General features: G+C 63.9%; 20 protein-coding genes and 1 pseudogene. 13 read left to right on the forward strand and 8 right to left on the reverse strand.

The genetic code is table 11. The features are described from left to right. Window positions 1–80 precede the first annotated feature (80 nt). The gene (locus ACMGE0_RS05920) at window positions 81–296 is read left to right on the forward strand and encodes a hypothetical protein (protein ID WP_436814929.1); all 216 of its coding nucleotides are present in this window, start codon (window positions 81–83) and stop codon (window positions 294–296) included. Window positions 297–923: 627 nt separating this feature from the next. On the opposite strand, the gene map is transcribed toward ACMGE0_RS05920, so the two are convergent. After that, window positions 924–1679, reverse strand: coding sequence for a type I methionyl aminopeptidase (map, locus tag ACMGE0_RS05925; protein WP_436814930.1), 756 nt, complete (start codon window positions 1677–1679; stop codon window positions 924–926). Window positions 1680–1737: 58 nt separating this feature from the next. After that, the gene (locus tag ACMGE0_RS05930; RefSeq protein ID WP_436814931.1) at window positions 1738–2781 is read right to left on the reverse strand and encodes an LLM class flavin-dependent oxidoreductase; all 1044 of its coding nucleotides are present in this window, start codon (window positions 2779–2781) and stop codon (window positions 1738–1740) included. Window positions 2782–3168: 387 nt separating this feature from the next. Here ACMGE0_RS05930 and ACMGE0_RS05935 point away from each other — a divergent pair. From ACMGE0_RS05935 to ACMGE0_RS05950, 4 genes and pseudogenes are all read left to right on the forward strand, one after another. Then, window positions 3169–3537: pseudogene (locus tag ACMGE0_RS05935) on the forward strand (PAS domain S-box protein); the annotation flags it as partial. A 63-nt stretch (window positions 3538–3600) separates the two neighbouring features. Further along, window positions 3601–5286, forward strand: a complete 1686-nt coding sequence (locus ACMGE0_RS05940; RefSeq protein ID WP_436815075.1) for a GAF domain-containing protein — start codon at window positions 3601–3603, stop codon at window positions 5284–5286. Between the two features lie 13 nt (window positions 5287–5299). After that, window positions 5300–5665: a response regulator gene (locus ACMGE0_RS05945; RefSeq protein ID WP_436814932.1), complete on the forward strand. Its 366-nt coding sequence runs from the start codon at window positions 5300–5302 to the stop codon at window positions 5663–5665. Between the two features lie 183 nt (window positions 5666–5848). Next, entirely contained in the window at window positions 5849–5983 is a 135-nt protein-coding gene (locus ACMGE0_RS05950; protein ID WP_436814933.1) for a hypothetical protein, read from the forward strand. Window positions 5984–6073: 90 nt separating this feature from the next. Here the strand turns inward: ACMGE0_RS05950 and ACMGE0_RS05955 are convergent, their stop codons facing one another. The 3 genes from ACMGE0_RS05955 to ACMGE0_RS05965 form a co-directional block, all read right to left on the reverse strand. Continuing rightward, window positions 6074–6544 (reverse strand): SRPBCC family protein, encoded by a 471-nt coding sequence (locus tag ACMGE0_RS05955; RefSeq protein WP_436814934.1) that lies wholly within the window; start codon window positions 6542–6544, stop codon window positions 6074–6076. Between the two features lie 102 nt (window positions 6545–6646). Further along, complete coding sequence (locus tag ACMGE0_RS05960) at window positions 6647–7903, reverse strand: RNA polymerase sigma factor (protein WP_436814935.1); 1257 nt, start codon at window positions 7901–7903, stop codon at window positions 6647–6649. Beyond that, entirely contained in the window at window positions 7900–8274 is a 375-nt protein-coding gene (locus ACMGE0_RS05965; protein WP_436814936.1) for a YciI family protein, read from the reverse strand. Before ACMGE0_RS05965 ends, ACMGE0_RS05960 begins: the two co-directional genes overlap by 4 nt. Window positions 8275–8419: 145 nt before the next feature. Between ACMGE0_RS05965 and ACMGE0_RS05970 the strand changes: the two genes are divergently transcribed. Continuing rightward, window positions 8420–9124, forward strand: a complete 705-nt coding sequence (locus ACMGE0_RS05970) for a glutathione S-transferase family protein (RefSeq protein WP_436814937.1) — start codon at window positions 8420–8422, stop codon at window positions 9122–9124. Between the two features lie 47 nt (window positions 9125–9171). Beyond that, complete coding sequence (locus tag ACMGE0_RS05975) at window positions 9172–9627, forward strand: GFA family protein (protein WP_436814938.1); 456 nt, start codon at window positions 9172–9174, stop codon at window positions 9625–9627. Between the two features lie 14 nt (window positions 9628–9641). Here ACMGE0_RS05975 and ACMGE0_RS05980 read toward each other — a convergent pair whose 3' ends face one another. Continuing rightward, on the reverse strand, window positions 9642–11843 hold the full coding sequence (locus ACMGE0_RS05980; protein WP_436814939.1) for a DNA/RNA non-specific endonuclease: 2202 nt from the start codon (window positions 11841–11843) through the stop codon (window positions 9642–9644). Between the two features lie 188 nt (window positions 11844–12031). On the opposite strand from ACMGE0_RS05980, the gene ACMGE0_RS05985 reads away from it, so the two are divergent. Further along, window positions 12032–12460 (forward strand): VOC family protein, encoded by a 429-nt coding sequence (locus tag ACMGE0_RS05985; protein ID WP_436814940.1) that lies wholly within the window; start codon window positions 12032–12034, stop codon window positions 12458–12460. A gap of 133 nt (window positions 12461–12593) precedes the next feature. Beyond that, on the forward strand, window positions 12594–13145 hold the full coding sequence (locus tag ACMGE0_RS05990; RefSeq protein ID WP_436814941.1) for an SH3 domain-containing protein: 552 nt from the start codon (window positions 12594–12596) through the stop codon (window positions 13143–13145). Between the two features lie 7 nt (window positions 13146–13152). Here the strand turns inward: ACMGE0_RS05990 and ACMGE0_RS05995 are convergent, their stop codons facing one another. Further along, window positions 13153–14358, reverse strand: coding sequence for a D-alanyl-D-alanine carboxypeptidase (locus ACMGE0_RS05995; RefSeq protein WP_436814942.1), 1206 nt, complete (start codon window positions 14356–14358; stop codon window positions 13153–13155). A gap of 111 nt (window positions 14359–14469) precedes the next feature. After that, window positions 14470–15963, reverse strand: coding sequence for a glycerol kinase GlpK (gene glpK / locus ACMGE0_RS06000; protein WP_436814943.1), 1494 nt, complete (start codon window positions 15961–15963; stop codon window positions 14470–14472). Window positions 15964–16221: 258 nt separating this feature from the next. On the opposite strand from glpK, the gene ACMGE0_RS06005 reads away from it, so the two are divergent. The 4 genes from ACMGE0_RS06005 to xdhB all read left to right on the forward strand — a co-directional run bounded on the left by ACMGE0_RS06005 (window position 16222) and on the right by xdhB (window position 22008). Next, a complete protein-coding gene (locus ACMGE0_RS06005) occupies window positions 16222–17064 on the forward strand; it encodes a glycosyl transferase (RefSeq protein WP_436814944.1) in 843 nt (280 codons plus the stop codon). Between the two features lie 101 nt (window positions 17065–17165). Further along, window positions 17166–17954 (forward strand): 3-hydroxybutyrate dehydrogenase, encoded by a 789-nt coding sequence (locus tag ACMGE0_RS06010; RefSeq protein WP_436814945.1) that lies wholly within the window; start codon window positions 17166–17168, stop codon window positions 17952–17954. A 63-nt stretch (window positions 17955–18017) separates the two neighbouring features. After that, window positions 18018–19490, forward strand: a complete 1473-nt coding sequence (gene xdhA / locus ACMGE0_RS06015; protein ID WP_436814946.1) for a xanthine dehydrogenase small subunit — start codon at window positions 18018–18020, stop codon at window positions 19488–19490. Between the two features lie 181 nt (window positions 19491–19671). After that, window positions 19672–22008 carry a xanthine dehydrogenase molybdopterin binding subunit gene (xdhB, locus tag ACMGE0_RS06020; protein ID WP_436814947.1) on the forward strand — a complete coding sequence of 779 codons (2337 nt, stop codon included), beginning with the start codon at window positions 19672–19674 and terminating at the stop codon, window positions 22006–22008. Window positions 22009–22248 lie beyond the last annotated feature (240 nt).

Raw genomic sequence — 22248 nt, forward strand, 5'->3', positions numbered from 1 at the left:
GCGCATGATGGGAATTGTCTTGCCGCTGTCACGAATGCGGGCCACTCTCTTTCCATCGTCATCGGACGGTGGAGGCAGCCATGAAACAGGACCTGACCGTATCGGAAGTGCTCGTCGATCCTCTGATCGCACAGTTGCGCAAGGCCGACGACGTGGGTTACGCCGCCTTCGCCCAATTGCTGCAGAGCGCGGCCCGTGTCCATACGCGCCAGCTTCTCGGCCAGTTGCATGCCGAGCGCGCCGACGCCTTCTATCGCCGCGTGGATGACGTGTCGGAGAAGAACAAGCTGAGCTGACTTTCCGGCAGCCGACAATCTTTATCGCAAGAAGGCGGGCGGAATTTGGGTAGCAAGCACAACATGATCCGCAGTCGGTAGATTGTATCTGCAGCTTTCGCAACGTCGCAATATTCAAGCGACGACGGCCGCAATCCTATACAATATCATGAACTGCTAAACCGATGCCCGTGGCTTGCGCGGCCGGACGCGAAGAGGAGCCCTGGCTGGTGCCGGTGCAAAACCCGCCCTAGGATGCTGAACAAAGTGTCGATAGGCAAACATGCCGCCAACGATAGCCAATCCAATCAGCGGCGTGACGAGATAATAGATCTCAAACTGGCTCATCGTTCTTCCTTTCGGCTTCGTCGTCCTCAACCATGAAAGTGCTGAGGTAGAAATTGGAGCCTACCATGTGGATCGCCCAGCCCAGGAAAAGCCAGAAGATCCACTCATGATAATAGGAGCAGTCAGGTCCTCGTTCAAGGCGCGCTGAATGGTTTGCCCAAGCGGCACGATGTTTGATGATCTCGTTATGCGCACCTACGTCGCGCTTCTTTCGGGAAGATTCAGATGCCTCGACCATGCCTTGGAAGATAGATCGGACGCCATTAAGATATTCCGAATTGTCGACGGATGGCGGGCAATTCACGCCGCCAGCGTCAGGATCACCGGGCCGTTGCGGGTCGCAACCACCGTGTGCTCGTATTGCACGGTCGGCGCCTTGGGGTCGCTGTAGAGCGTCCAGGGATCGCCGTTGCCGCCGTCCTCGGCCCAGTTGGCGCCGAGCGAAAGAAACGGCTCGACGGTGAACACCAGCCCCTCCTCCATCGTCCGGGTTTCCTGCCGGTCCGGCCAGGTCGGGATTTCCTTCGGCTCGTCATGCAGCGTGAGCCCGATGCCGTGGCTCGAAAGGTTGGTGATCAGCGTATAGCGGTTCTTCTTGGCAAAGGCGCCGATGGCGTTGCCGATGCCGGCGATCGGCCTGCCGGTCCTCACCTGCTGCAACCCGGTCCAGAGCGCCCGGCGCCCGTCGCGGCAGAGCTTTTCGATCTCGCGCTTCACCGGCGGCACCGCGTAGGATGCGCCCGTATCGCCGAAGAACCCGTCCTTGACCGCCGAAACGTCGATATTGACGAGGTCGCCCGCCCGGATCGCCCGGTCTCCCGGGATGCCGTGCGCCACTTCCTCGTTGACGCTGATGCAGGTCGCCGCCGGAAACTTGTAGCAGGTCTCCGGAGCCGATTGCGCCCCGTTGTCTTCGAGGATCCTGCGGCCGATATCGTCCAGCTCGCGGGTGGTGATGCCGGGCTCCAGCGCCCTGGCCATCGCCTCCATGGCCTGCGCGCAAAGCCGGCCGATCTCTTTCAGCTTCGACAGTTCGTGTTCGGTGGAGATGACCATGATGAGCCCTGGGTCGTATTGCGTCAGGCCGTCGGTTTCGCGCCATCGGCCGGGCCCGTCAATTCTTTTCTGACGCCCCGAGTTCTTTTCTGACGATGGGCGCGACCTTCGTGCCGTAGAGTTCGATGCCGCGCATGACCTCACCGTGCGGCATCGGCCCGATCGCCATCTGCAGCAGGAAGCGGTCCATGCCGAACACCTTGTGGGCGGCGACGATCTTTTCCGCCACCAGTTCCGGCTCGCCGACGAAGAGATTGCCGAGTGCCGAGCGCGACTGGTCGAAATGCGCCCGGTTGGTCGGCCCCCAGCCGCGCTCGCGGCCGATGCGGTTCATCACCTCCGCCTGCGGGCCGTAGAACCGGTCGGCGGCGGCCTCCGTCGTGTCGGCGATGAAGCCGTGCACGTTGATGCTGGTCTTCAGCGTCGCCGGATCGTGGCCCGCTCGGCGCGCCGCCTCGCGATAGAGGTTGAAGAAGGGCGCAAAACGCGGATATTCGCCGCCGATGATGGCGACTGCGAGCGGCAGGCCGTAAGCCCCGGCCCGCGCCACCGATTGCGGCGTTCCGCCGACGGCGATCCAGACCGGCAGCGGCTCCTGCAGCGGACGCGGATAGACGCCGCGGCCGTGGATCGGCGCGCGCTTCTCCCCCTCCCAGGTGACGATCTCCTGGTCGCGGATGGCGAGCAGCAGGTCGAGCTTTTCCTCGAAGAGCTGGTCGTAGTCGCCGAGGTCGTAGCCGAACAGCGGGAAGGATTCGATGAACGAGCCGCGGCCGGCCATGATCTCCGCCCGGCCGTTCGAGACGAGGTCGAGCGTCGCGAACTCTTGGAAGACCCTGACAGGATCGTCGGAGCTCAGGACGGAGACGGCGCTCGTCAGGCGGATGTTCTTCGTCCGGGCAGCGGCGGCGGCAAGCACGGTGGCGGGCGAGGAAATAACGTAGTCCGGGCGGTGGTGCTCGCCGAGGCCGAAGACGTCGAGGCCGACCTGATCGGCAAGCTCGATCTCCTCGAGGAGGTTTTTGATGCGGCGCGCGCCTTCCGCGCCCTTGTCGAGCGCCGAGGCATCCACATCGCCGAAAGTATGCAGCCCGAGTTCCATCGTGAGAAATCCGTTCGTTGACGCCCGTCAGATAGTGACTGGCCAGCCCGGGCGCAAACACGAATCTTTCGAAGGATTCGATCGACGATTTGGATGGAAAGAGGCGTCGCGGAGGATTTGTCCGGAACAAATGCCCGCTGCACGGCGTTCTGCTCGCGGCTCGGTGTGAGCGCATGAGGGTGGATAGCCGACAGATCCGGTTTGTCGTCCCTGCTATTTGCGCGGGAGAGCGCTTGCTGTGCGGCATCGGGGGAGAGCGCAGGGAATGATGGTATTTTCGAAGGCATGCCGCTGATGGTGGAAGAACAGGACGTCTACGCCATCGGCGAAGCTCCTCAACACGCTGTTGCCGACCTGGTGGCCACGCTCGGCTTCGGGATCGACGCCAGGCATCTGCGTCAACTGCTCGATGCCCTGCCGGTCGCGATCTATACCACGGATGCCGACGGACGCATCACTTACTTCAACCAGGCCGCGGCCGATCTGGCCGGGCGCCGGCCCGTTCTCGGAAGAGACGAGTGGTGCGTCACCTGGAAGCTCCGTCTCCCCGACGGCACGCCGCTCGCGCACTCGGAATGCCCGATGGCGGTTGCGCTGAAGGAGAACCGTCCCGTCCGCGGCGTCGAGGCGGTCGCGGAACGGCCCGATGGAGCCCGGGTCCCGTTCATGCCGTTTCCGACACCCCTGCGTGACGAGAACGGCGAGCTTCTCGGCGCCGTCAACATGCTGCTCGACATCAGCGAACATAAGAAGGCGGAGCGGAGGCTGCGGCAGAACGAGGCCTGGCTCGCCGGCCAGAAGGAAGCATTCCAGGCGGCCATGAACGGTGCGCCGCTGGAAAAATCGCTCGGCATCCTCATCGAGACCGCGATGAAGCAGGCGGAAAGCGAACGCCGATGCGCCTTCTACATCGCCAATCCGGAGGGCACCGCGCTGCAACATGTCGTCGGCATGCCGGACGGCTACGTCAAATGCGTGGACGGCTTGAAAATCGGCCCCGACTCGCTGCCTTGCGGCCTTGCCGTCCACCGCGGCGAGCCGGTCATCATGCCCGATGTCCTGGAGGAGCCCCTATGGGAGCCATGGGCGTGGCTCGCACGGGAGTTTGACTTCCGCGGCTGCTGGTCCTTCCCGATCGAGACGGCCTCGGGCAAGGTCGTCGGCTCCTTTGCCATGTATTTCAAGGAGCCGAACGGAGCGGCCGACCGCGACCGGGAACTCGCCGCCGCCCTCGCGCACACCGCCTCCATCATCATTTCGCGGCATCAGGAAAGCGTGGAGCGGGAGCGGATCAGCCAGGCGCTATTGGCATCCCAGAGGGATCTCGCCGCCGAGCTCGCGGCCGCCCGGCACCTGCAGAACATCAGCACCTCGCTCATCCGGGAAGGCGACGTGGAGGCGCTCTATACCCAGATCGTCGGAGCCGCCAGCGAGGTCATGCATTCGGACATGGCGAGCATCCAGGTGCTCGACCACGACGATGGCGCCCTCCGGCTGATCGCCCACAAGGGGTTCGACGCGGAGAGCGAAGCCACCTGGCGCCGGATCGAACACGACGACGCGACCAGTTGCGGCCATGCTCTGAAAACAAAGACCCGGATCGTGGTTCCCGACGTCGAGACGGACGAATTCATGGCCGGCACGCCTGCTCTGGAGCAATACCGGCGAGCCGGCATCCGGGCGGTGCAATCCACGCCGCTCGTCGGGCGCGCGGGCCATTCGCTCGGCATGATCTCGACCCATTGGCGCTCACCGCATGAACCTTCCGAAGGGGACCTCAGGCTTTTCGACGTGCTGGCGAGGCAGGCGGCCGATCTCATCGAGCGGAAGGAATCGGAAGATGCCCTGCAGCGCCGGGCGGCGCAGCTGCGCCTGCTCCTCGACGAGCTCAATCACCGGGTCAAGAACACGCTCGCGACCGTCCAGTCGATCGCGCACCAGACGTTGCGTCATGCCCCGACCATGGCGGAAGGCCGAAAGTCGCTGGATGCGCGCCTGATCGCGCTTTCCAGGGCGCACAACGTGCTGACCCGCGAACATTGGGAAGGCGCAAGCCTGCGCGAACTCGTCGCCGAGGCCCTGGCGGCCTATTCGACCAGCGGCGGCCCCCGCCGCTTCGACGTTTCAGGCGACGACATAAGGCTTCTTCCGAAAGCCGGGCTGGCGATCTCCATGGCCCTCCACGAGCTCGCCACCAATGCGGTGAAATACGGCGCCCTGTCCAACGAGAATGGCCATGTCCGAATCCGTTGGGATGCCGGCGGCTCGCGGCCCTTCCGCTTCGAGTGGAGCGAGATCGGGGGGCCGCCGATCGGACAGCCGCGCAAGCTCGGCTTCGGATCGCGCCTGATCAAGCATGGCCTTGCCCAGGATCTGGGAGGCGTCGTCAAACTCCATTTCGAACCGGGCGGGCTGGTCTTCGTGATCGACGCCCCCCTGGAGGAGTTGTGCGGCAGCAACGGCAAACCGCATCCGCCGGCCCTGGGCGATCGATCGGAGGGGTAGGAAATTGCGGGGCGTGGGAAGCAGTTTGGCGGGCAGGCGCGTGTTGGTCGTCGAGGACGAGGCATTGGTCACGATGCTTCTGGAAGAAGGGCTGATCGACATGGGCTGCGAAATCGCCGATACGGCATCGCGCCTGGAAGACGCCCTGGAGAAGGCCAGTTCGCTTGTCTTCGACGTCGCGATCCTCGACGTCAACCTGCACGGACAGAAGACGTTTCCGATCGCCGAGATCCTGAGCCGGCGCGGCATACCTTTCGTCTTCTCGACAGGTTACGAAGCCTCCAGCCTTCCCGCTTCGCTGCAGCAGGCTCCGGTTCTCCAGAAACCGTTCCAGCAGCAGGACCTGGAGCAGGCGCTCGGCACCGCGCTCGGCGTGTAACGCCCTCGCCTTGCCGGAAATGCCGTTCGGCGCTGATTTCAAGGACTTCGGACCTTCGGCGGAATCAATTTCCAAAGCGCCGGGGCGTTTCCGCCCGCCGCGAAGACATGATATAGCTCGTGGCGACGGTTGAGGCTGGCCAAGCGATGAAGACTTCCAGGTCTTCGAAGATTGGGGACGGCTATGGTGACGAGAGCAGGCCTGCTGTTGCTCCTGATCGGCAGCGCGGTTTTCAGCGCTTCCGAAGCGGCTGCTTTCGACGAAAAGCTCGAAATCCATTCGCGGACGGTGAAGGCATTTCTTCAGGACGTCTTCTAGCCACGGGCGGCACAGGCATTGAATCGAAAACCGAGGAGACGGTTCCATCCCCTCGGAAAGGTTCGTATTTTCATCGTTCAGGCGCATGTCTCAGAACGTTTTGGCGACCTCTTCGAGCTGGCCGGCGACGATGCCCCAGCCCTCGTGAAAGCCCATGTCCTCGTGGGCTTTTTTGTCTTCCGCCGTCCAGTGGACCGCCGTCGCGGTATATTTCGTGCGGCCGTTGCCGAGGTCCTCGAACTCGACGATCGCCGTCATGAACGGCTTTTCCGAAGGCACCCAGGCGCTGGTATAGGCGTCGGTGAAGACGAGCTTCCTGTTCGGCACGACTTCGAGATAGATGCCGTGATTGGGGAACTTCTCCCCGTTCGGCCCCTCCATCATGATGAAGCTCGATCCGCCCGGCCTGAGATCGACACGGGCTTCCGTCACCTTCCAGGGCTTCGGGCAGAACCATTCGCCCATCCGCTCCGGCGTGGTCCAGGCCTTGTAGAGCTTGTCGGCGGGCACATCCATTTCCCGGACGAGCTGCAGCGTGTGCGTGGCGGTATCAGCGGTCATTTTTAAGTCTCCCTTGGGTTTGAGCAACATCTCATCCGATGTTGCCCTAAGAACGTGCGGCCGGAATGAAATCCGACAACCGGCCCGAATTTTTTTCCCGGATCATTCCACCGGAGAGGCGACGGCGCCGAGCTTGTCGATCTGCTGGCGGATATGGGCGCATTCGGCCGGCGAGTTGGCGAGCGCGATCGCCCGGTCGAAGGCCTCCCGCGCCTTCCCGTTGCGGCCGGCCTGCATCAGGAGCCCTCCCCGGACGCCGTGGAAATAGAAATAGCCATCGAGCTTTTCGGCAAGTGCTTCTATCAGTTCCAGCGCCGTTTCCGGCCCCTTGAGCTTCGAGACGGCGACCGCCCGGTTGAGCGTGACGACGGGCGAAGGCTGGATGCGCTCCAGGAGACCGTAGAGCATGTCGATCTCCTTCCAGTCCGTCTCCTCCGGCCTCGCTGCCCGGGCATGCAGGGCCGAGATCGCCGCCTGAACCTGATGGGGGCCGGGCCGGCGGTGGCGGATCGCCTTGTCGAGCAGCGCCAGCGCCTCGTTGATCAGCGCGCGGTCCCACAAGTGCCGGTCCTGGTCTTCGAGCAGGATGATCTGGCCATCCCTGTCGAAGCGCGCCTTCGCCCGCGAATGCTGCAGCAGCATCAGCGCCAGCAGTCCCATGATCTCCGGTTCGGCCGGGAAGATGCGCAGAAGCAGCCGCGCGAGCCGGATCGCCTCCTCGCAGAAGGCGGCGTTGTCCGGATTGGTGATGCCTGCGGAATAGCCCTCGTTGAAGACGAGATAGATCATCGAGGAGACGACGTTGAGGCGCTCGGCCCGCTCCTCGGCCCCCGGCGTCTCGAAGGGCACGCCGGCTTTCGCGACGCGCGCCTTGGCGCGGGTGATGCGCTGCTCCATGGCCGCTTCGCTGACCAGGAAGGCGCGGGCGATCTGCGGCACGCTCAAGCCGGACACGATGCGCAGCGCCAGCGCGATCTGCTGGGTATTCGGCAGGTCCGGGTGGCAGCAGATGAACATCAGGCGCAGGATGTCGTCGCGGTAGTTGGAATTGTCGAGCCGGTCGGCGATGTCGGTCTCGGCGTCGGAAAGATCGGAAAAGGCTGCCTCCTCCGGCAACGGATCGTTCTTCGAGCGCTTGCGGACCGCGTCGATGCCGCTGTTGCGGCCGACGAAGATCAGCCAGGCGGTCGGATCGCGCGGCGGCCCCTTGTCAGGCCAGGTGCGGATGGCGCGCAGGCACGCTTCCTGAAAGGCTTCCTCCGCGGTGTCGAGATCGCGGAAATAGCGTAAGAGTGCGCCGAGCGCCTGCGGCCGGGCCGCCGTTAGCGCAAGTTCGATCCAGGCAATGTCCGTCGTCATGTTTTGATTTCCCCCGGATGGAAGACGTAGAAGGGCCGGATCTCATAGGAGGTAGACCCGGGATTGACCGCGGAGAGCTCCTTGGAAAAGGCGATCGCCTCTTCGAGCGTCTCGACATCGACCGTGTAGAAGCCGAGCAGCACTTCCTTGGTTTCGGCGAAGGGACCGTCGAGCACCAGAGGCTCGTCCTTGCCCTTGCGGACGGTGGTGGCGGCGGTCGTCGGCATCAGCCGGCCGGTGGGGCCGAGCTTGCCGGCCCGCGCCATCGGCTCCTGGACCGCGTAGAGCTTGGCCATGACGGCATCCTCCTCCTCCTTCGACCAGGCGAAGACGGTTTCCTCATGGGCGTAGCAAAGGATGGCATAAAGCATGTCTGTCTCCTTCTCCTATGGATGACGCAGGAGTAACCGGAGAACCGACAGGACGCATCAAAAAATCTCAACCGCCGGCGTCTGGCGCATCTCGCAATGGTGGCTATAGTCGCGCCCGAACGAATGCCACCACCCGAGGATATCCATGGCCGATCTTTCAAGCTTCCCCATCACCTCCAAATGGCCCGCCAACGATCCGAACGTCCTGCAGCTCTATTCGACGCCGACGCCGAACGGCGTGAAGGTGTCGATCATGCTGGAGGAGATCGGCCTGCCCTACGAGCCGCATTTCATCAATATCGGTGCGGACGAGACCTGGGGACCGGAATATCTATCGCTCAACCCGAACGGCAAGATCCCGGCGATCATCGACCCGGACGGCCCCGGCGGCAAGCCGCTCGGCCTCTTCGAATCCGGCGCAATCCTCCTCTATCTCGCCGAAAAGACCGGCAAGCTGCTGCCCGCCGATCCGGCCAGGCGCTACGAGACGATTGAGTGGGTCTTCTTCCAGATGGCCGGCATCGGCCCGATGTTCGGGCAGCTCGGCTTCTTCCACAAGTTCGCCGGCAAGGACATCGAGGACAAGCGCCCGCGCGACCGCTACGCCAAGGAATCGCACCGACTCATCCGCGTCATCGAAACCCGGCTCAAAGGCCGCGACTGGATCATGGGCGACGAATACACGATCGCCGACATTTCCATGCTCGGCTGGGTGCGCAACCTGATCGGCTTCTACGGCGCCGGCGAGCTTATCGAATACGACCAATTGAAACTGGTGCCCAAGTGGCTCGAGCGCGGCCTAGCAAGGCCCGCCGTGCAGCGCGGTCTCGAAATCCCCAAACGTCCCTGACGAAATGCCGCGACGGCTCTATCTTCTCGGAATGACGGAGGTTTCACATGCCCAAGCCCACGCTCCCCATGGAAGGCGGATGCCGCTGCGGCCAAGTCCGTTTCAGGATCACCGCGCAGCCGATCCTCACCATGGCCTGCCACTGCACCGGCTGTCAGAAGATGAGCGCCAGCGCCTTCTCCCTCTCCGCCGTGATCCCTTCCCAGGGCTTCAAAACCATTACAGGCGAGCCGGTGATCGGCGGTCTGCACGGCGCGGACGCCCACCACTATCACTGCCCGCGCTGCAAGAGCTGGATGTTCACCCGGCCGGAAGGCATGGACTGGTTCGTCAATATCAGGCCGACCATGCTCGACGACGCAAGCTGGTTCGTGCCCTTCATCGAGACCTATGCGTCGGAAAAACTGCCCTGGGCGGCCACTCCTGCCGTCCACAGCTACGAGAAGTTCCCGCCCTTCGAAGCCTATGAGGGTCTTGTGAAGGAGTTCGCGGAAAAGGCCTGAGACCGCCCGCTGGATCAGCCGAGCCCGCGGACGTCCGAGAGGTTCGCGACATCGACGGCCTGCTGGCCCGCCATGGTGTCGTGGTCGAGAAGCTCCTTGTCGAAGACGACGCCCGCCTTGGATGCTATCTCCGTAAGCGGCACCTGGTGGCGCTGGAAGCGGCCGGGGCCGAAGCGCTCGATCCCGAACCGGTCGACCACGGTCTTCTGGCTGAGGATGAAGCCGAAGACTTTCAGCTGCTTGGCGTCCTTCGGACCTTCGGCGACGCAGACGATTTTCCAGAACTCGATCGGATACTGGATCGTGCCGCGGCCGAAATCGGCGGAAGGGTCTTCGCCGGAGAGGATCGGCCCCGCCAGGATGCATGCCTTCGTGTCGCCGTCCTTGCGGCTCTGCTGGATATGGTTTTCCAAGGCGCCCCACAGGCCCTCTATCTGCTTGTAGGTCCGATTGTATTGTCCTGGCGTGGACTGGTTGAAGGCCTCGTGCTGCGGCGTGCAGTTCGTCCAGTGGAACGTGTCGGAATTGGCGAACTCGATCTCCAGCTCCGTCTCGCCCCAGGCGTTGTCCTCGCGCCGGACCATATGGCCGCGGTCGATATTGCCGGCCGGCTTGTAGAAATCCGCGTCGAATATCTGCGCTGCGGCGGGAATGCGCGGATCCGGAATCCAGCGGTCCCGCCCGAAGTCCTCGCGGCTCCTCTCGGACTTATACTCGGGATCGTAGTCGACATTAACGGCCGACCACATCTGCAGCCGGCGCGGCTTGTTCATCATCAGCTCGAAATGGTGGTATCTCAGGATAAGCGGCTTGCCGTCCTCGTCTTTCAGGATCTCGTGCAGGCGCTCCTCGGCAACCGAGGGCGCCGGCACGGAAATGCCGCCGCCGAGGAAATCCGGATCGTAACCGCCGCGGGCGTCGTAATCGGGATCGAAGCGGATCGACCGCTCCTCCGCCTTCGGCAGTTCGGGCGGGGTGACGGGAAGCGGTAGGACGGATACGGGACCGCCGCCCGCATTCACGTTGATCGTCACCGGCCCGGTGAAGGTGAATTGCACGCCCGCCATGATGCTTCCCCCCTGTTGTATCCCCTGTGCTGTCCCCTGCGCCGCCGATAGCGGTCCCGGCCCGGAAACGCCGAGATCGACGTTCGCAATCGTTTCCTGGCCGCCGACTGCATCCATAGCCTCCTGGACCGGATCGGTCGTGGTCGCCAGGAGGCCGTTCAATATCTGCTGCCTGGCGACATCCTGCAGGGACATGGCCGAAAGCCGCCTGACGATGGCGCTGACGCGGGCGCCCTCGTTGGCGATCCAATGGACCTTGTCGTCGCCCATGTTCTTCGTCCAGAAGCTGCCGTCGCGGGCGACCACGCGGCCGTTGCGCATCTGCGGAATGGAGGCATGATGCAGGGCGACCAGTTCCCAGTTCTCGCTGAAGGCCGGCGAGCCGGAAGAGCCCTCCAGCGTGTCGGTCTCGTAATGGAGGAAGCCTTCCGCATCGAGGATGTCGACCAGCCGGTTCTGCGAAATGGCGTATTGCTTCGGCCCGCCTTCCGGATGCTGGATGATGTTGACCGGATCACCCTTGAGGATTTTCGGGGTGGCCTCGATCAGCGTGTTCTGTCCGAGATCGGCAAGCGCCTCGCCGGTGATCGCTCTCGGCTTCACGGCGACGACGGCGAAATCGAGCTTCTGGTCGCTGACATAGAAGCGGTCGGCATCGATCTCGAAAACGATGCCGCGCTCCAGGCCGCGCTCCGTCTTCTCGTAAAGGAAGTTCGCGGCGCAGTTCCGGCAATCCGCCTCGGCCGGGAACACGTGCCAGTTCGTCATCAGCAGGCCGGGCGCGACGATGAAACCCGTCGCGAACCCTTCGAGCTCGATGTCGCTGCCGCCGAAGGCGGCGATCCGGGCGACGGACCGGCCGGCCTTGCGGGCGGTGTCGCTCGGCACGACGTCTACGAAATCCAGCGTCGCCCCCATCTTGCGCTCGATGCCGAACGGCAGGGGCGCCGCGCCGGACCGCAGCCGGTTGATGCACGACTGACGCCGGCGGAACGTCATCCGGCGTTCGGGACTGTCCGCCGCACCCGGCCCTTCCTCGGCGATCTTTCGCTTGTTTTCCTCGCGTTCGCCGGTGCGTTGTTGATAACGCTCCACGGCAGCGCGCTGCACGACAAGACGCGCCTCCCGCAGTCGATCCAACCGAGCCATTACCCGCCCCCCGAATACCGCTTTCCACCGCCACGATAGATAGAATTTATAACAGTTCAATGGCACCTCTAGGCTGCGGCACCATTCTACTTTATCCGATTTTTGTTCGCGTCTGTCGGAATTCGATCCCGGCATCCGTCCTTGGTGAGGTTCAATCCGGACCTCGATCGAACAAGGAGGGAATTTCCATGAACGCGACAGCTCAGACGAACGAAAACCAGGCGCAATCGCCGGTCCGCGGCGGCTTGGTCGCCTATCTGCAGGTTGACGGCGCGATGAAGGCCGCCGAATTCTACAAGAAGGCCTTCGGCGCGACGATCGAATCCTTCTACCCGCTCGACGAGCAGGGGCGGACGATGCATGTCCACCTCTACATCAACGGCAGCTCGCTGATGCTGAGCGATCCCTATCCGGACTATGGCTACCCGCTCGAAAAGCCGCAGGCCTTCACCGTGCTGCTGCCAGTCGACGACATCGATTTCTGGTGGAAGCGCGCCGTTGATGCCGGGCTGACCGTCACCCTGGACCTGCAGGTGATGTTCTGGGGCGACCGCTACGGCCAGCTCAACGATCCGTTCGGCGTTTCCTGGGCGATGAACGCTCCGGTGAAGGACTGAGCTTCGCGATCAATCCATCGTGACTGCCGGTCTTTCGGGTTGCCGGGGAAATTAACCTTCCGGCAACCCTCGCCGACTTCAATGCCGGCCAACCGGCCGGACCACCCGGCCGCTCGTCAGCCTCGTCGGATCAATGAAACCCAAAACTCTCATCCCCTCGGCGCTTGCCGCGCTTGCCTTCCTCTTCCCCGTTGCCATCGGCCAGCCCCTGCAGGCCAAGCCCGCCTTCAACGAAGGCTGGAAGAAAGGCCGGGAAACCGGCTTTCCGATCCCCCGCTTCGTCTCGCTGAAGGCCGCCAGGGCGCATATGCGCGTCGGCCCTTCCACGGATTACCCGACGGCCTGGGTCTATTCCGCGCGCGGGCTGCCGCTCGAAATCACCGAGGAATACGGAAACTGGAGACGGGTGCGCGACCATGAAGGCAATACCGGATGGATGTACGCGCCCTTGCTGTCGGGCAATCGCACCGCCGTGGTGGGGCCGTGGGTGAAGCAGCCCATCCCGCTTCGCACTGCCCCTTCGCGAAACGCCCGCATCGTCGCACGCCTCTCGCCGGAAGTCCGGCTGGACCTCATCCATTGCGATGGAAGCTGGTGCCGGGCCTCGCTGCAGGAGAGACGTCTCGGCGGTTTCGTCGAACAGGGGTCGCTCTGGGGCGTCTATCCCGGCGAGACGATCGAATGACGCGGCGCTATCGCACCACGAAGCAGCTCATCGACTTCGCCTGCAGGGCGGAGCAGGCGCGCGTGGCCGCATCCCGGTCCGCAAAGCCGACGAAACGCGCCCGGAAATACTCCCTTCCACCATCCGCGTAGCTCTCGACGCTCGGAGCGACCGGGCCGAAACCTTCCGAAAGCAGCGGCAGCGCCCTTTGGAGCAGGGCCGAGGCCGCCTCGCGGCTGCCGGCGGCGGCGATCTGGATGCGCCAGAGCGGTCCGACGGGTTCCGGGGGCGTCGGGCCGAGACTGGCGACCGCCGTTCCGGCGGGAGGATTGGCGAGCGTGATCTCCTTGCGCGGGGTCGTGAACGGCAGCGGCACCGTGCCCTCGCCCGGCCGCTTCTGCTGCTCGAAGGCGATGAGGCCGCCGGGCGCCGCACCGGTTCCCGGGACGTATTGGTCGAGAAGCTCCGCCATCCGGTCGTCGCGCTTGCGTGCGGTCTTGCCGCCGAGGACGACGCCGATCACCCGCCTTCCGTTGACATCGACGGCGCTGGCGATGTTGTAGCCGGACGCGTTGATATAGCCGGTCTTGATGCCGTCCATGCCCGGATAGCGGTACATCAGGTTGTTGTGGCCGGATATCCTCCTGCCGCGGAACTCGAAGGAGCGCAGCGAAAACAGCTGATACTCCCTGGGAAAATCGCGGATGAGCGCCAGCGCCAGCATGCCCATGTCGCGCGCCGTCGTCACCTGCGCCTTCTCGGGCAGGCCGGAGGCGTTGCGGAACACCGTCCTGCGCAGGCCGAGCGCCTTCGCCCTCTTCGTCATCATCGCGCCGAAGCGCTCCTCCGAACCGCCGAGATGGTCCGCCATCGCCGCCGCCGCGTCGTTGGCCGAGCGCACCGCCATGGCATACACCGCCTCCCGCACGGTGATCGTCTGCCCCGCCGGCACGCCGAGCTTGAAGGGAACCTTGCGCGCCGCGTTCGGCGTCATGACGATTTCCTGGTCCCATCCGAGCCGTCCGTCGCGCAGCGCCTCGAAGGTCATGTAGAGCGTCATCATCTTGGTGAGCGATGCGGGATGGTTGAGCGTATCGGCGTTTTCCGAAGCCAGGACCCGCCCGCTCCTGGCATCGTAGACGAAATGCGCGTAACCCGCTTCCGCCGTCCGGCTGATCAGGACGAAGGAATTCAAAAGCAGCAGGAAGGCCAGGATATGCGGAATTCTCAACATGATCACCCCTCTCCGGGTCGCGGGGAAAGATAAGGCAAGGAAGGTGGTGCGAACATGGCGCTTTTGGATTTAATTCAAATTCTTGGCTGATGGTTAACCGGAAATAAAGGATCAGCCGTTGGTCAGCGTCCTTTTCACGGCATCCTTCCAGCCGCGGATTTTCGCCGCGCGGGTCTTTTCGTCCATCTTCGGCTCGAATCGGCGCTGACGCGCCCAGCTCCTGGCGAAAGCCTTCCGGTCGGGCCAGACGCCGGCCTTCGAGCCCGCCAGCCAGGCAGCCCCGAGCGCCGTGGTCTCCAGGATCGTCGGCCGGTCGACGGGCGCGTCGAGCAGGTCCGAAAGCCGCTGCATCGTCCAGTCGGAGGCGACCATGCCGCCATCGACGCGCAGTACCGTCTCGCCGTTGGAATTCCTCCAGTCCTTCCGCATGGCGTCGAGCAGATCGCGGGTCTGGTAGCAGACCGCTTCCAGCGCCGCGCGGGCGAACTCCGCAGGGCCTGTGGCGCGGGTAAGGCCGAACATCGCGCCCCGCGCCTCCGCGTCCCAATGGGGCGCGCCGAGCCCGGTGAAGGCGGGCACGAGATAGACTTCCTGCTGGGGATCCGCCTCCTCGGCCAATTCGCCGGTCCGGGACGCTCTCTCGATGATGCCGAGCCCGTCGCGCAACCACTGCACCGCGGCGCCGGCGATGAAGATCGATCCCTCCAGCGCATAGGTCGTCTCGCCGTTCAGCCGGTAGGCGATCGTGGTCAGCAGCCGGTTCTTCGAGCGGCACATGTCCTTGCCGGTATTGAGGACGGCGAAGCAGCCGGTGCCGTAGGTGGATTTCAGCATGCCCGGCTCGAAACAGGCCTGGCCGATGGTCGCCGCCTGCTGGTCGCCGGCAACGCCGAGGATCGGGATCGCCGCGCCGAACAGGCTTTCATCGGTGGTGCCGAAATCGTCGGCGCAGTCCTTGACCTCCGGCAGCATGGCGGCGGGAATGCGCAAGGTCTCGAGCAGGTCCTCGTCCCAGCGGTTGTCGGCGATGTTGTAGATCAGCGTGCGGGACGCATTGGTCGCGTCGGTGACGAAGCTCTTGCCCCCGGTGAGCCGCCAGATGAGGAAAGTGTCGATCGTCCCGAAGCAGAGCTCGCCCCTGGCCGCCCTCGCCCGCGCGCCTTTGACGTTGGCGAGCATCCAGGAAAGCTTCGTGCCGGAGAAATAGGGGTCGAGCAGCAGGCCGGTCCGGCGGTTGAAGAGCTTTTCGAGCCCCTGCCGCTTCAGCTTGTCGCAATAGGCAGCCGTGCGCCGGTCCTGCCAGACGATGGCGTTGTGGATCGGCTTGCCCGTTTCACGCTCCCAGACGACGACCGTCTCGCGCTGGTTGGTGATGCCGATCGCGGCGAGGCCGGACGCTTCGATGCGCGCTTCCTTGAGCGCCTGGCGGACGGTCCACAGCACGCTTTCCCAGATTTCTTCCGGATCGTGCTCCACCCAGCCGGGTTTCGGAAAGATCTGGGTGAACTCCTTCTGGCCGATGCCGGCGATCTTCATTTCGCCGTCGAAAACGATCGCCCGCGTCGAGGTCGTCCCCTGATCGATCGCCAGAACATAACCCGCCATGCCGCTCCTCCCTCGCTCATGCGATGCACTTCGGGCCACGTTTTGAACAGAAGCCGGGAAAGCCTGTCAAACGAAAATGGTCGGAACGGCAATATCCGGCAGGATCGGTACGGTTAAGAGGTCACTTGACTTTCTCTCTCCAATGATCTTGCAAAGAGCGGTTGTCCTCCCGCGACAATGATGATCAAAGCCGCTGACAGCTCTTGACGTCGGAGATTGCATGTCCGGCGCCACGGAGGCCAACCAGGAACGGAAGTCATGGCAGACGTTTTGGCCGCAAGCGGCGGCGTGAAACAGGTAATTTGCATCAACTGGGGCACGAGATACGGCCCGCCCTTCATCAACCGCCTCTATGCGATGGTGAAGCGCAACATCACGCCCCCCTTTACCTTCACCTGCTTCACCGACAGCAGGGCCGACCTGAACCCGGAGATCCTGTGCGAGGACCTGCCGCCGCTCGATGTGCCCAACATGCCGGTGAAGACCAAGGGCATCTGGCCGAAAGCGCGGCTATGGGGTCCGAAGCTCGGCAGTCTTCAGGGTCCGGTCCTGTTCCTCGACCTCGACCTGGTCGTCACCGGGTCTCTTGACGATTTCTTCGAGGTCGGCGATGCGAACGACGTCGTGATGGCGCGCAACCAGACGACGCCGTTCGAACGGCTTGGACAGACCTCCGTGTTCCGCTTTCCTGTCGGCAAGCTCGTGTCCCTGCAGGAAAAGTTTCGCGCCGATCCGCAGGGCGTGGCCGACAAGTATTCCTTCGAACAGCGATTCGTGACGCGCAACGCGCCGGGCGGCATCAAGTTCTTCCCGCGGCGCTGGGTCCTGCATTTCCGGCAGGATTGCCGTTGGCCGGTGCCCTTGAACTACTTCCTAGCGCCGAGGCTGCCTGCCAGCGCCCGGGTCGTCCTCTTTCCCCGTGGCTTCTATCCGCAGAATGCCGTGGAAGGGAAATTCGGCAAACTGGGCCGGGCGGCAACGCCGCTCGAACATATCCTGGGGGTTTTCGATGCGGCCCGGCGGGACAACAAATCGCCGCTCACCTATCTGCGCCACTACATCCGCCCGACCCCTTGGGTTGCCGAACATTGGCGGGAGTGAAGACAGATCGTTCGTCCCGATTGCCACCTTCCCTGATTTGCGCATAACCTGCGGGATACGTTGCGGCGCATAAGAGCGCGGCATTTCAGGGAGATAAGCGGATGAGCAGAACCGTCGTCGTCACCGGCTCAACGAGCGGCATCGGCCTCGGCATCGCGAGGGCGTTTGCGACCGAAGGCGCCAATGTCGTCATCAACGGTTTCGGACCGGCGGATGCGATCGAGGCGACCCGCAGGGAGCTCGACGGCTTGAGCTCCGGCACGGTGCTCTATCATGGCGCCGACATGACGAAACCCGCCGAGATCGAGGACCTGATCGCGACGGCGGCGAGGAATTTCGGTACGGTCGACGTGCTCGTCAACAATGCCGGCATCCAGCACGTGGCGAAGATCGAGGAATTCCCGCCGGAAAAGTGGGACCAGCTCATCGCCATCCTGCTCTCCTCCGCCTTCCATACGATGCGCCACGCGATCCCCTTGATGAAGAAGACCGGCCCGAGGCGCCCAGGGGGCCGAATCATCAACGTGGCGTCGGCCCATGCGCTCGCAGCCTCACCCTTCAAATCCGCCTATGTCGCCGCAAAACATGGTATTTTAGGCCTGACGAAGACGGCAGCCTTGGAACTTGCCGAATTCGAGATTACCGTGAATGCCATATGCCCGGGTTACGTGCTGACCCCGCTGGTCGAGAAGCAGATCCCCGATACCGCCCGCGAGCGCGGCATCTCGGAGGCCGAGGTCAAGAGCGAGGTGATGCTGAGGCTCCAGGCGACGAAGGAATTCGTCTCGATCGAGGAGGTGGCGGCCGCCGCCATCTATCTGGCGAGCGATGCGGCGAGAAGCATCACCGGCACGCATATCTCGATCGACGGCGGCTGGACGGCCCAGTGAGGATACGCCCGGCGGCCGCAAAGTGAATGAACAGAAGCCGGAAACGGCGGACGAAGGAGACAAATGAGCGAAGCCATCCGCTTCATCCTGAACGGAGAAGAGGTCACCCTTGGAAATTTCGGGCCGACGGAAACCCTTCTCGACTATCTGCGCCTGAGGCGGCGGCTGACAGGAACCAAGGAGGGCTGTGCGGAAGGCGATTGCGGCGCCTGCACCGTGCTGGTCGGGCGGCTGACGGAACAGGGCCTGCGCTACGAAAGCGTCAACGCCTGCATCCGTTTCCTGGGTTCCCTGCACGGCACCCATGTGGTGACGGTCGAACATCTTGCCGGGCGCGACGGCGAGCTGCATCCGGTGCAGCAGGCGATGGTCGATTGCCACGGCTCGCAATGCGGCTTCTGCACGCCCGGTTTCGTCATGTCGCTCTACGGCTTGTGGCTTTCGAACGGCGAACCGACGCGGGCCGATATCGAGAGCGCGCTGCAGGGCAATCTCTGTCGCTGCACCGGCTACGAGCCGATCGTGAAGGCAGCCGAGCAGGTTTCCCGAAACCGGCCGAGCTCGCTCTTCGATCCGCTGGAGCGCGACCGCATCCAGATCATGGCGAAGCTCTGGTCGATCCATGCGGAGGTCGACACGATCGTGGTGGAGAAGGACGGCGCGCGCTCGATCGTGCCCGCCTCCGCCGCAGCCTTTGCCGACATTCTGGCAGAAGAGCCCGAAGCGACGATCGTCGCCGGCGCCACGGATGTCGGTCTCTGGGTCACCAAGCAGATGCGGCAGCTCGACCCGGTGATCTTCATCAACCACCTGACCGAACTGCAGTCCGTCACCGCGGACGAGACGGGCATCACGATCGGCGCCGGGGTAAGCTACACGCAGGCCTTCGATGTCCTGTCGGACGAAATCCCGCCGTTCGGCCGGCTGATCGACCGGATCGGCGGCCAGCAGGTGCGCAACATGGGCACGATCGGCGGCAATATCGCCAACGGCTCGCCGATCGGCGACACGCCGCCGCCGCTGATCGCGCTGGGCGCGGAACTGACGCTGCGCACCCATGCCGGCCGCCGCACCATCCCGCTCGAGGATTACTTCATCGCCTATGGCAAGCAGGACCGGCTGCCGATCGAATTCGTCGAGAAGGTCTTCGTGCCGCGCCCGGTCGAAGGGAGCCATTTCGCCGTCTACAAGATCTCGAAGCGCCACGACGAGGATATTTCGGCGCTTTGCGGCGCTTTCCATCTGACGCTCGACGGCGACGGCAAGGTGGCGAAGATCCGCATCGCCTTCGGCGGCATGGCGGCGACGCCGAAACGCGCGAAGCATGTGGAAGAGGCACTTTTCGGCCACCCCTGGAGCTGGGGCGTCGTTTCTGCAGTCCGCGACCTCTTCGACGAGGATTACGCGCCGCTCACCGACTGGCGGGCGAGTGCCGAATACCGCAGCCTGACGGCCAAGAACCTCCTGACCCGCTTCTTCCTGGAAACCGCCGGCCAGAGCCAGGAGCTGCGCCGCTTCGAACTGGAGGAGGCGTGATGGCTAGGATATCAAAAAAGTCCCCCTCTGGCCTGCCGGCCATCTCCCCCACAAGGGGGGAGAAAACCCGTTGCACGACCTTCCTGCAAAAGCTGCGGGTGAGCATGGCGGTTAAGCCCCTCCCCCTTGTGGGGAGGGGTTGGGGAGGGGTTTTGACCCGCAACGCAGGAGGTCTCCTCTGATGGACAAGTCGACCTTCGAAACGAAGCACGTCATCGACGGCCGGATGCATGTCTCTCTGAAACATGATTCGGCGCATAAGCACGTCACCGGACAGGCCGAATATATCGATGACATTCCCGAGCCCGCCGGCACGCTCCACGGCGGTCTCGGCCTCTCCGACCGGGCGCATGCGGAAATCGTCTCGATCGACCTTTCCGCAGTGAAGGCCGCGCCCGGCGTGGTCGCCGTCATCACGGCGGACGACATTCCGGGCTTCAACGACGTCGCCTCGACCGGCCAGCACGACGAGCCGCTGCTTGCGACCACCGAAGTGCAGTTTCACGGCCAGCCGATCTTCGCCGTGATCGCCGAGACCCGCGATCAAGCCCGCCGGGCGGCGAAGCTCGCGCATATCGAATACCGCGACCTGCCTCACTGGACCGATATCGACGGCGCGCGCGAGAACGGCGCCCCCTTCGTCGTCGAGCCGATGACGCTGAAGCGCGGCGAGCCGGAAACGGAGATCGACAAGGCGCCGCTCAGGATCCAGGGCCACATGTATATCGGCGGCCAGGAGCATTTCTATCTCGAAAGCCATGTCGCCATGGCGATCCCCGGCGAGGACGACGAGGTGACCGTCTGGTCCTCCACCCAGCACCCGAGCGAGGTGCAGCACATGGTGGCGCATGTGCTCGGCATCGCCAACAATGCGGTGACGGTGATGACACGGCGCATGGGCGGCGGTTTCGGCGGCAAGGAGACGCAGGGCAACCAGTTCGCAGCCCTTGCGGCGGTCGCCGCCAGGAAGCTGAAGCGCGCCGTGAAATTCCGCCCGGACCGCGACGAGGACATGGTCGCCACCGGCAAGCGGCACGACTTCCGCGTCGATTACGACGTCGCCTTCGACGAGGACGGCCTGATCCATGCGGTCGACGCCACCTATGCGGCGCGCTGCGGCTTTTCCGCCGACCTTTCCGGCCCGGTCACCGACCGCGCCCTCTTCCATGCGGATTCCAGCTATTATTATCCGCATGTGCGCCTCACCTCGCAGCCGCTCAAGACGCACACCGTCTCCAACACCGCATTCCGCGGTTTCGGCGGGCCGCAAGGCATGCTCGGCGGCGAACGGATCATCGAGGAGATCGCCTATGCGGTCGGGAAGGACCCGCTCGATATCCGCAAGCTGAATTTCTACGGTCAGCGGGGCTCCGGGCGGACGGTGACGCCCTATCACCAGGAGGTCGAGGACAATATCGTCGCCCGCCTTGTCGAGGAGCTGGAGACTTCGTCCGACTATCAGGCCCGGCGACAGGCGATCATCGATTTCAATGCCGATAGTCCCGTGATCCGCAAGGGCATCGCGCTGACGCCGGTGAAATTCGGCATTTCCTTCACCATGACCGCCTATAACCAGGCAGGCGCGCTGGTGCATATCTATCAGGACGGCTCGATCCACCTGAACCATGGCGGCACCGAAATGGGCCAGGGCCTCTACACCAAGGTGGCGCAGGTCGTGGCCGATACGTTCCAGGTGGATATCGACCGGGTGAAGATCACCGCGACGACCACCGGCAAGGTGCCGAACACGTCGGCCACCGCAGCCTCCTCCGGCTCCGACCTCAACGGCATGGCGGCCTATGACGCGGCCCGCCAGATCAAGGAGCGGCTGATCGAGTTCGCCGTGCGGCAATGGAAGGTGGCGCGCGAAAAGGTAGAGTTCCTGCCGAACCGGGTGCGGATCGGCAGCGAGATCGTTCCCTTCGACACGCTCGTCAGGGCCGCCTATTACGATCGCGTGCAGCTTTCGGCCACCGGCTTCTACAAGACGCCGAAGATCCATTGGGACCGCAAGGCCGGGCGCGGGCGGCCCTTCTATTATTTCGCGTACGGCGCCGCAGTTTCGGAAGTGGCGATCGACACGCTGACCGGAGAATACCTGGTGGAGCGCACCGACATCCTCCACGACGTCGGCAAGTCGCTCAATCCGGCGATCGACATCGGCCAGGTGGAAGGCGGCTTCGTGCAGGGCATGGGCTGGCTGACGACGGAGGAGCTCTGGTGGGACGACCGGGGGCGGCTCAGAACCCATGCGCCGTCCACCTACAAGATCCCGCTCGCCTCCGACCGGCCGAAGGTCTTCAACGTCAGGCTCGCGGAATGGTCGGAGAATGCCGAACCGACGATCGGCCGCTCCAAGGCGGTCGGCGAACCGCCCTTCATGCTGGCGATCTCGGTGTTCGAGGCCATCTCCATGGCCGTGGCGAGCGTGGCCGACTACAAGGTCTGCCCGCGGCTCGACGCCCCGGCGACGCCGGAGCGCGTTCTGATGGCTGTGGAGCGGCTGAAGGCGTTATGATGGCCGCGGTTGCCGCATATGCAGGTGTTTGGAAAAAACACCCCCTCTGGCCTGCCGGCCATCTCCCCCACAAGGGGGGAGAGACCAAGAGGCAATGCCCCGCTTCTAAAAACAACATGGAAAGCTGCCGAGGCTTTTCCGTTATCGGAAGGGAAGAACGGTGCGGCATATTTTCTCCCCCCTTGTGGGGGAGATGGCCGGCAGGCCAGAGGGGGACTTGCTTGGGAGGGACGAGCCGCC

It is taken from the genome of Neorhizobium descurainiae (assembly GCF_051400715.1).
Taxonomy (GTDB): Bacteria; Pseudomonadota; Alphaproteobacteria; order Rhizobiales; family Rhizobiaceae; genus Neorhizobium.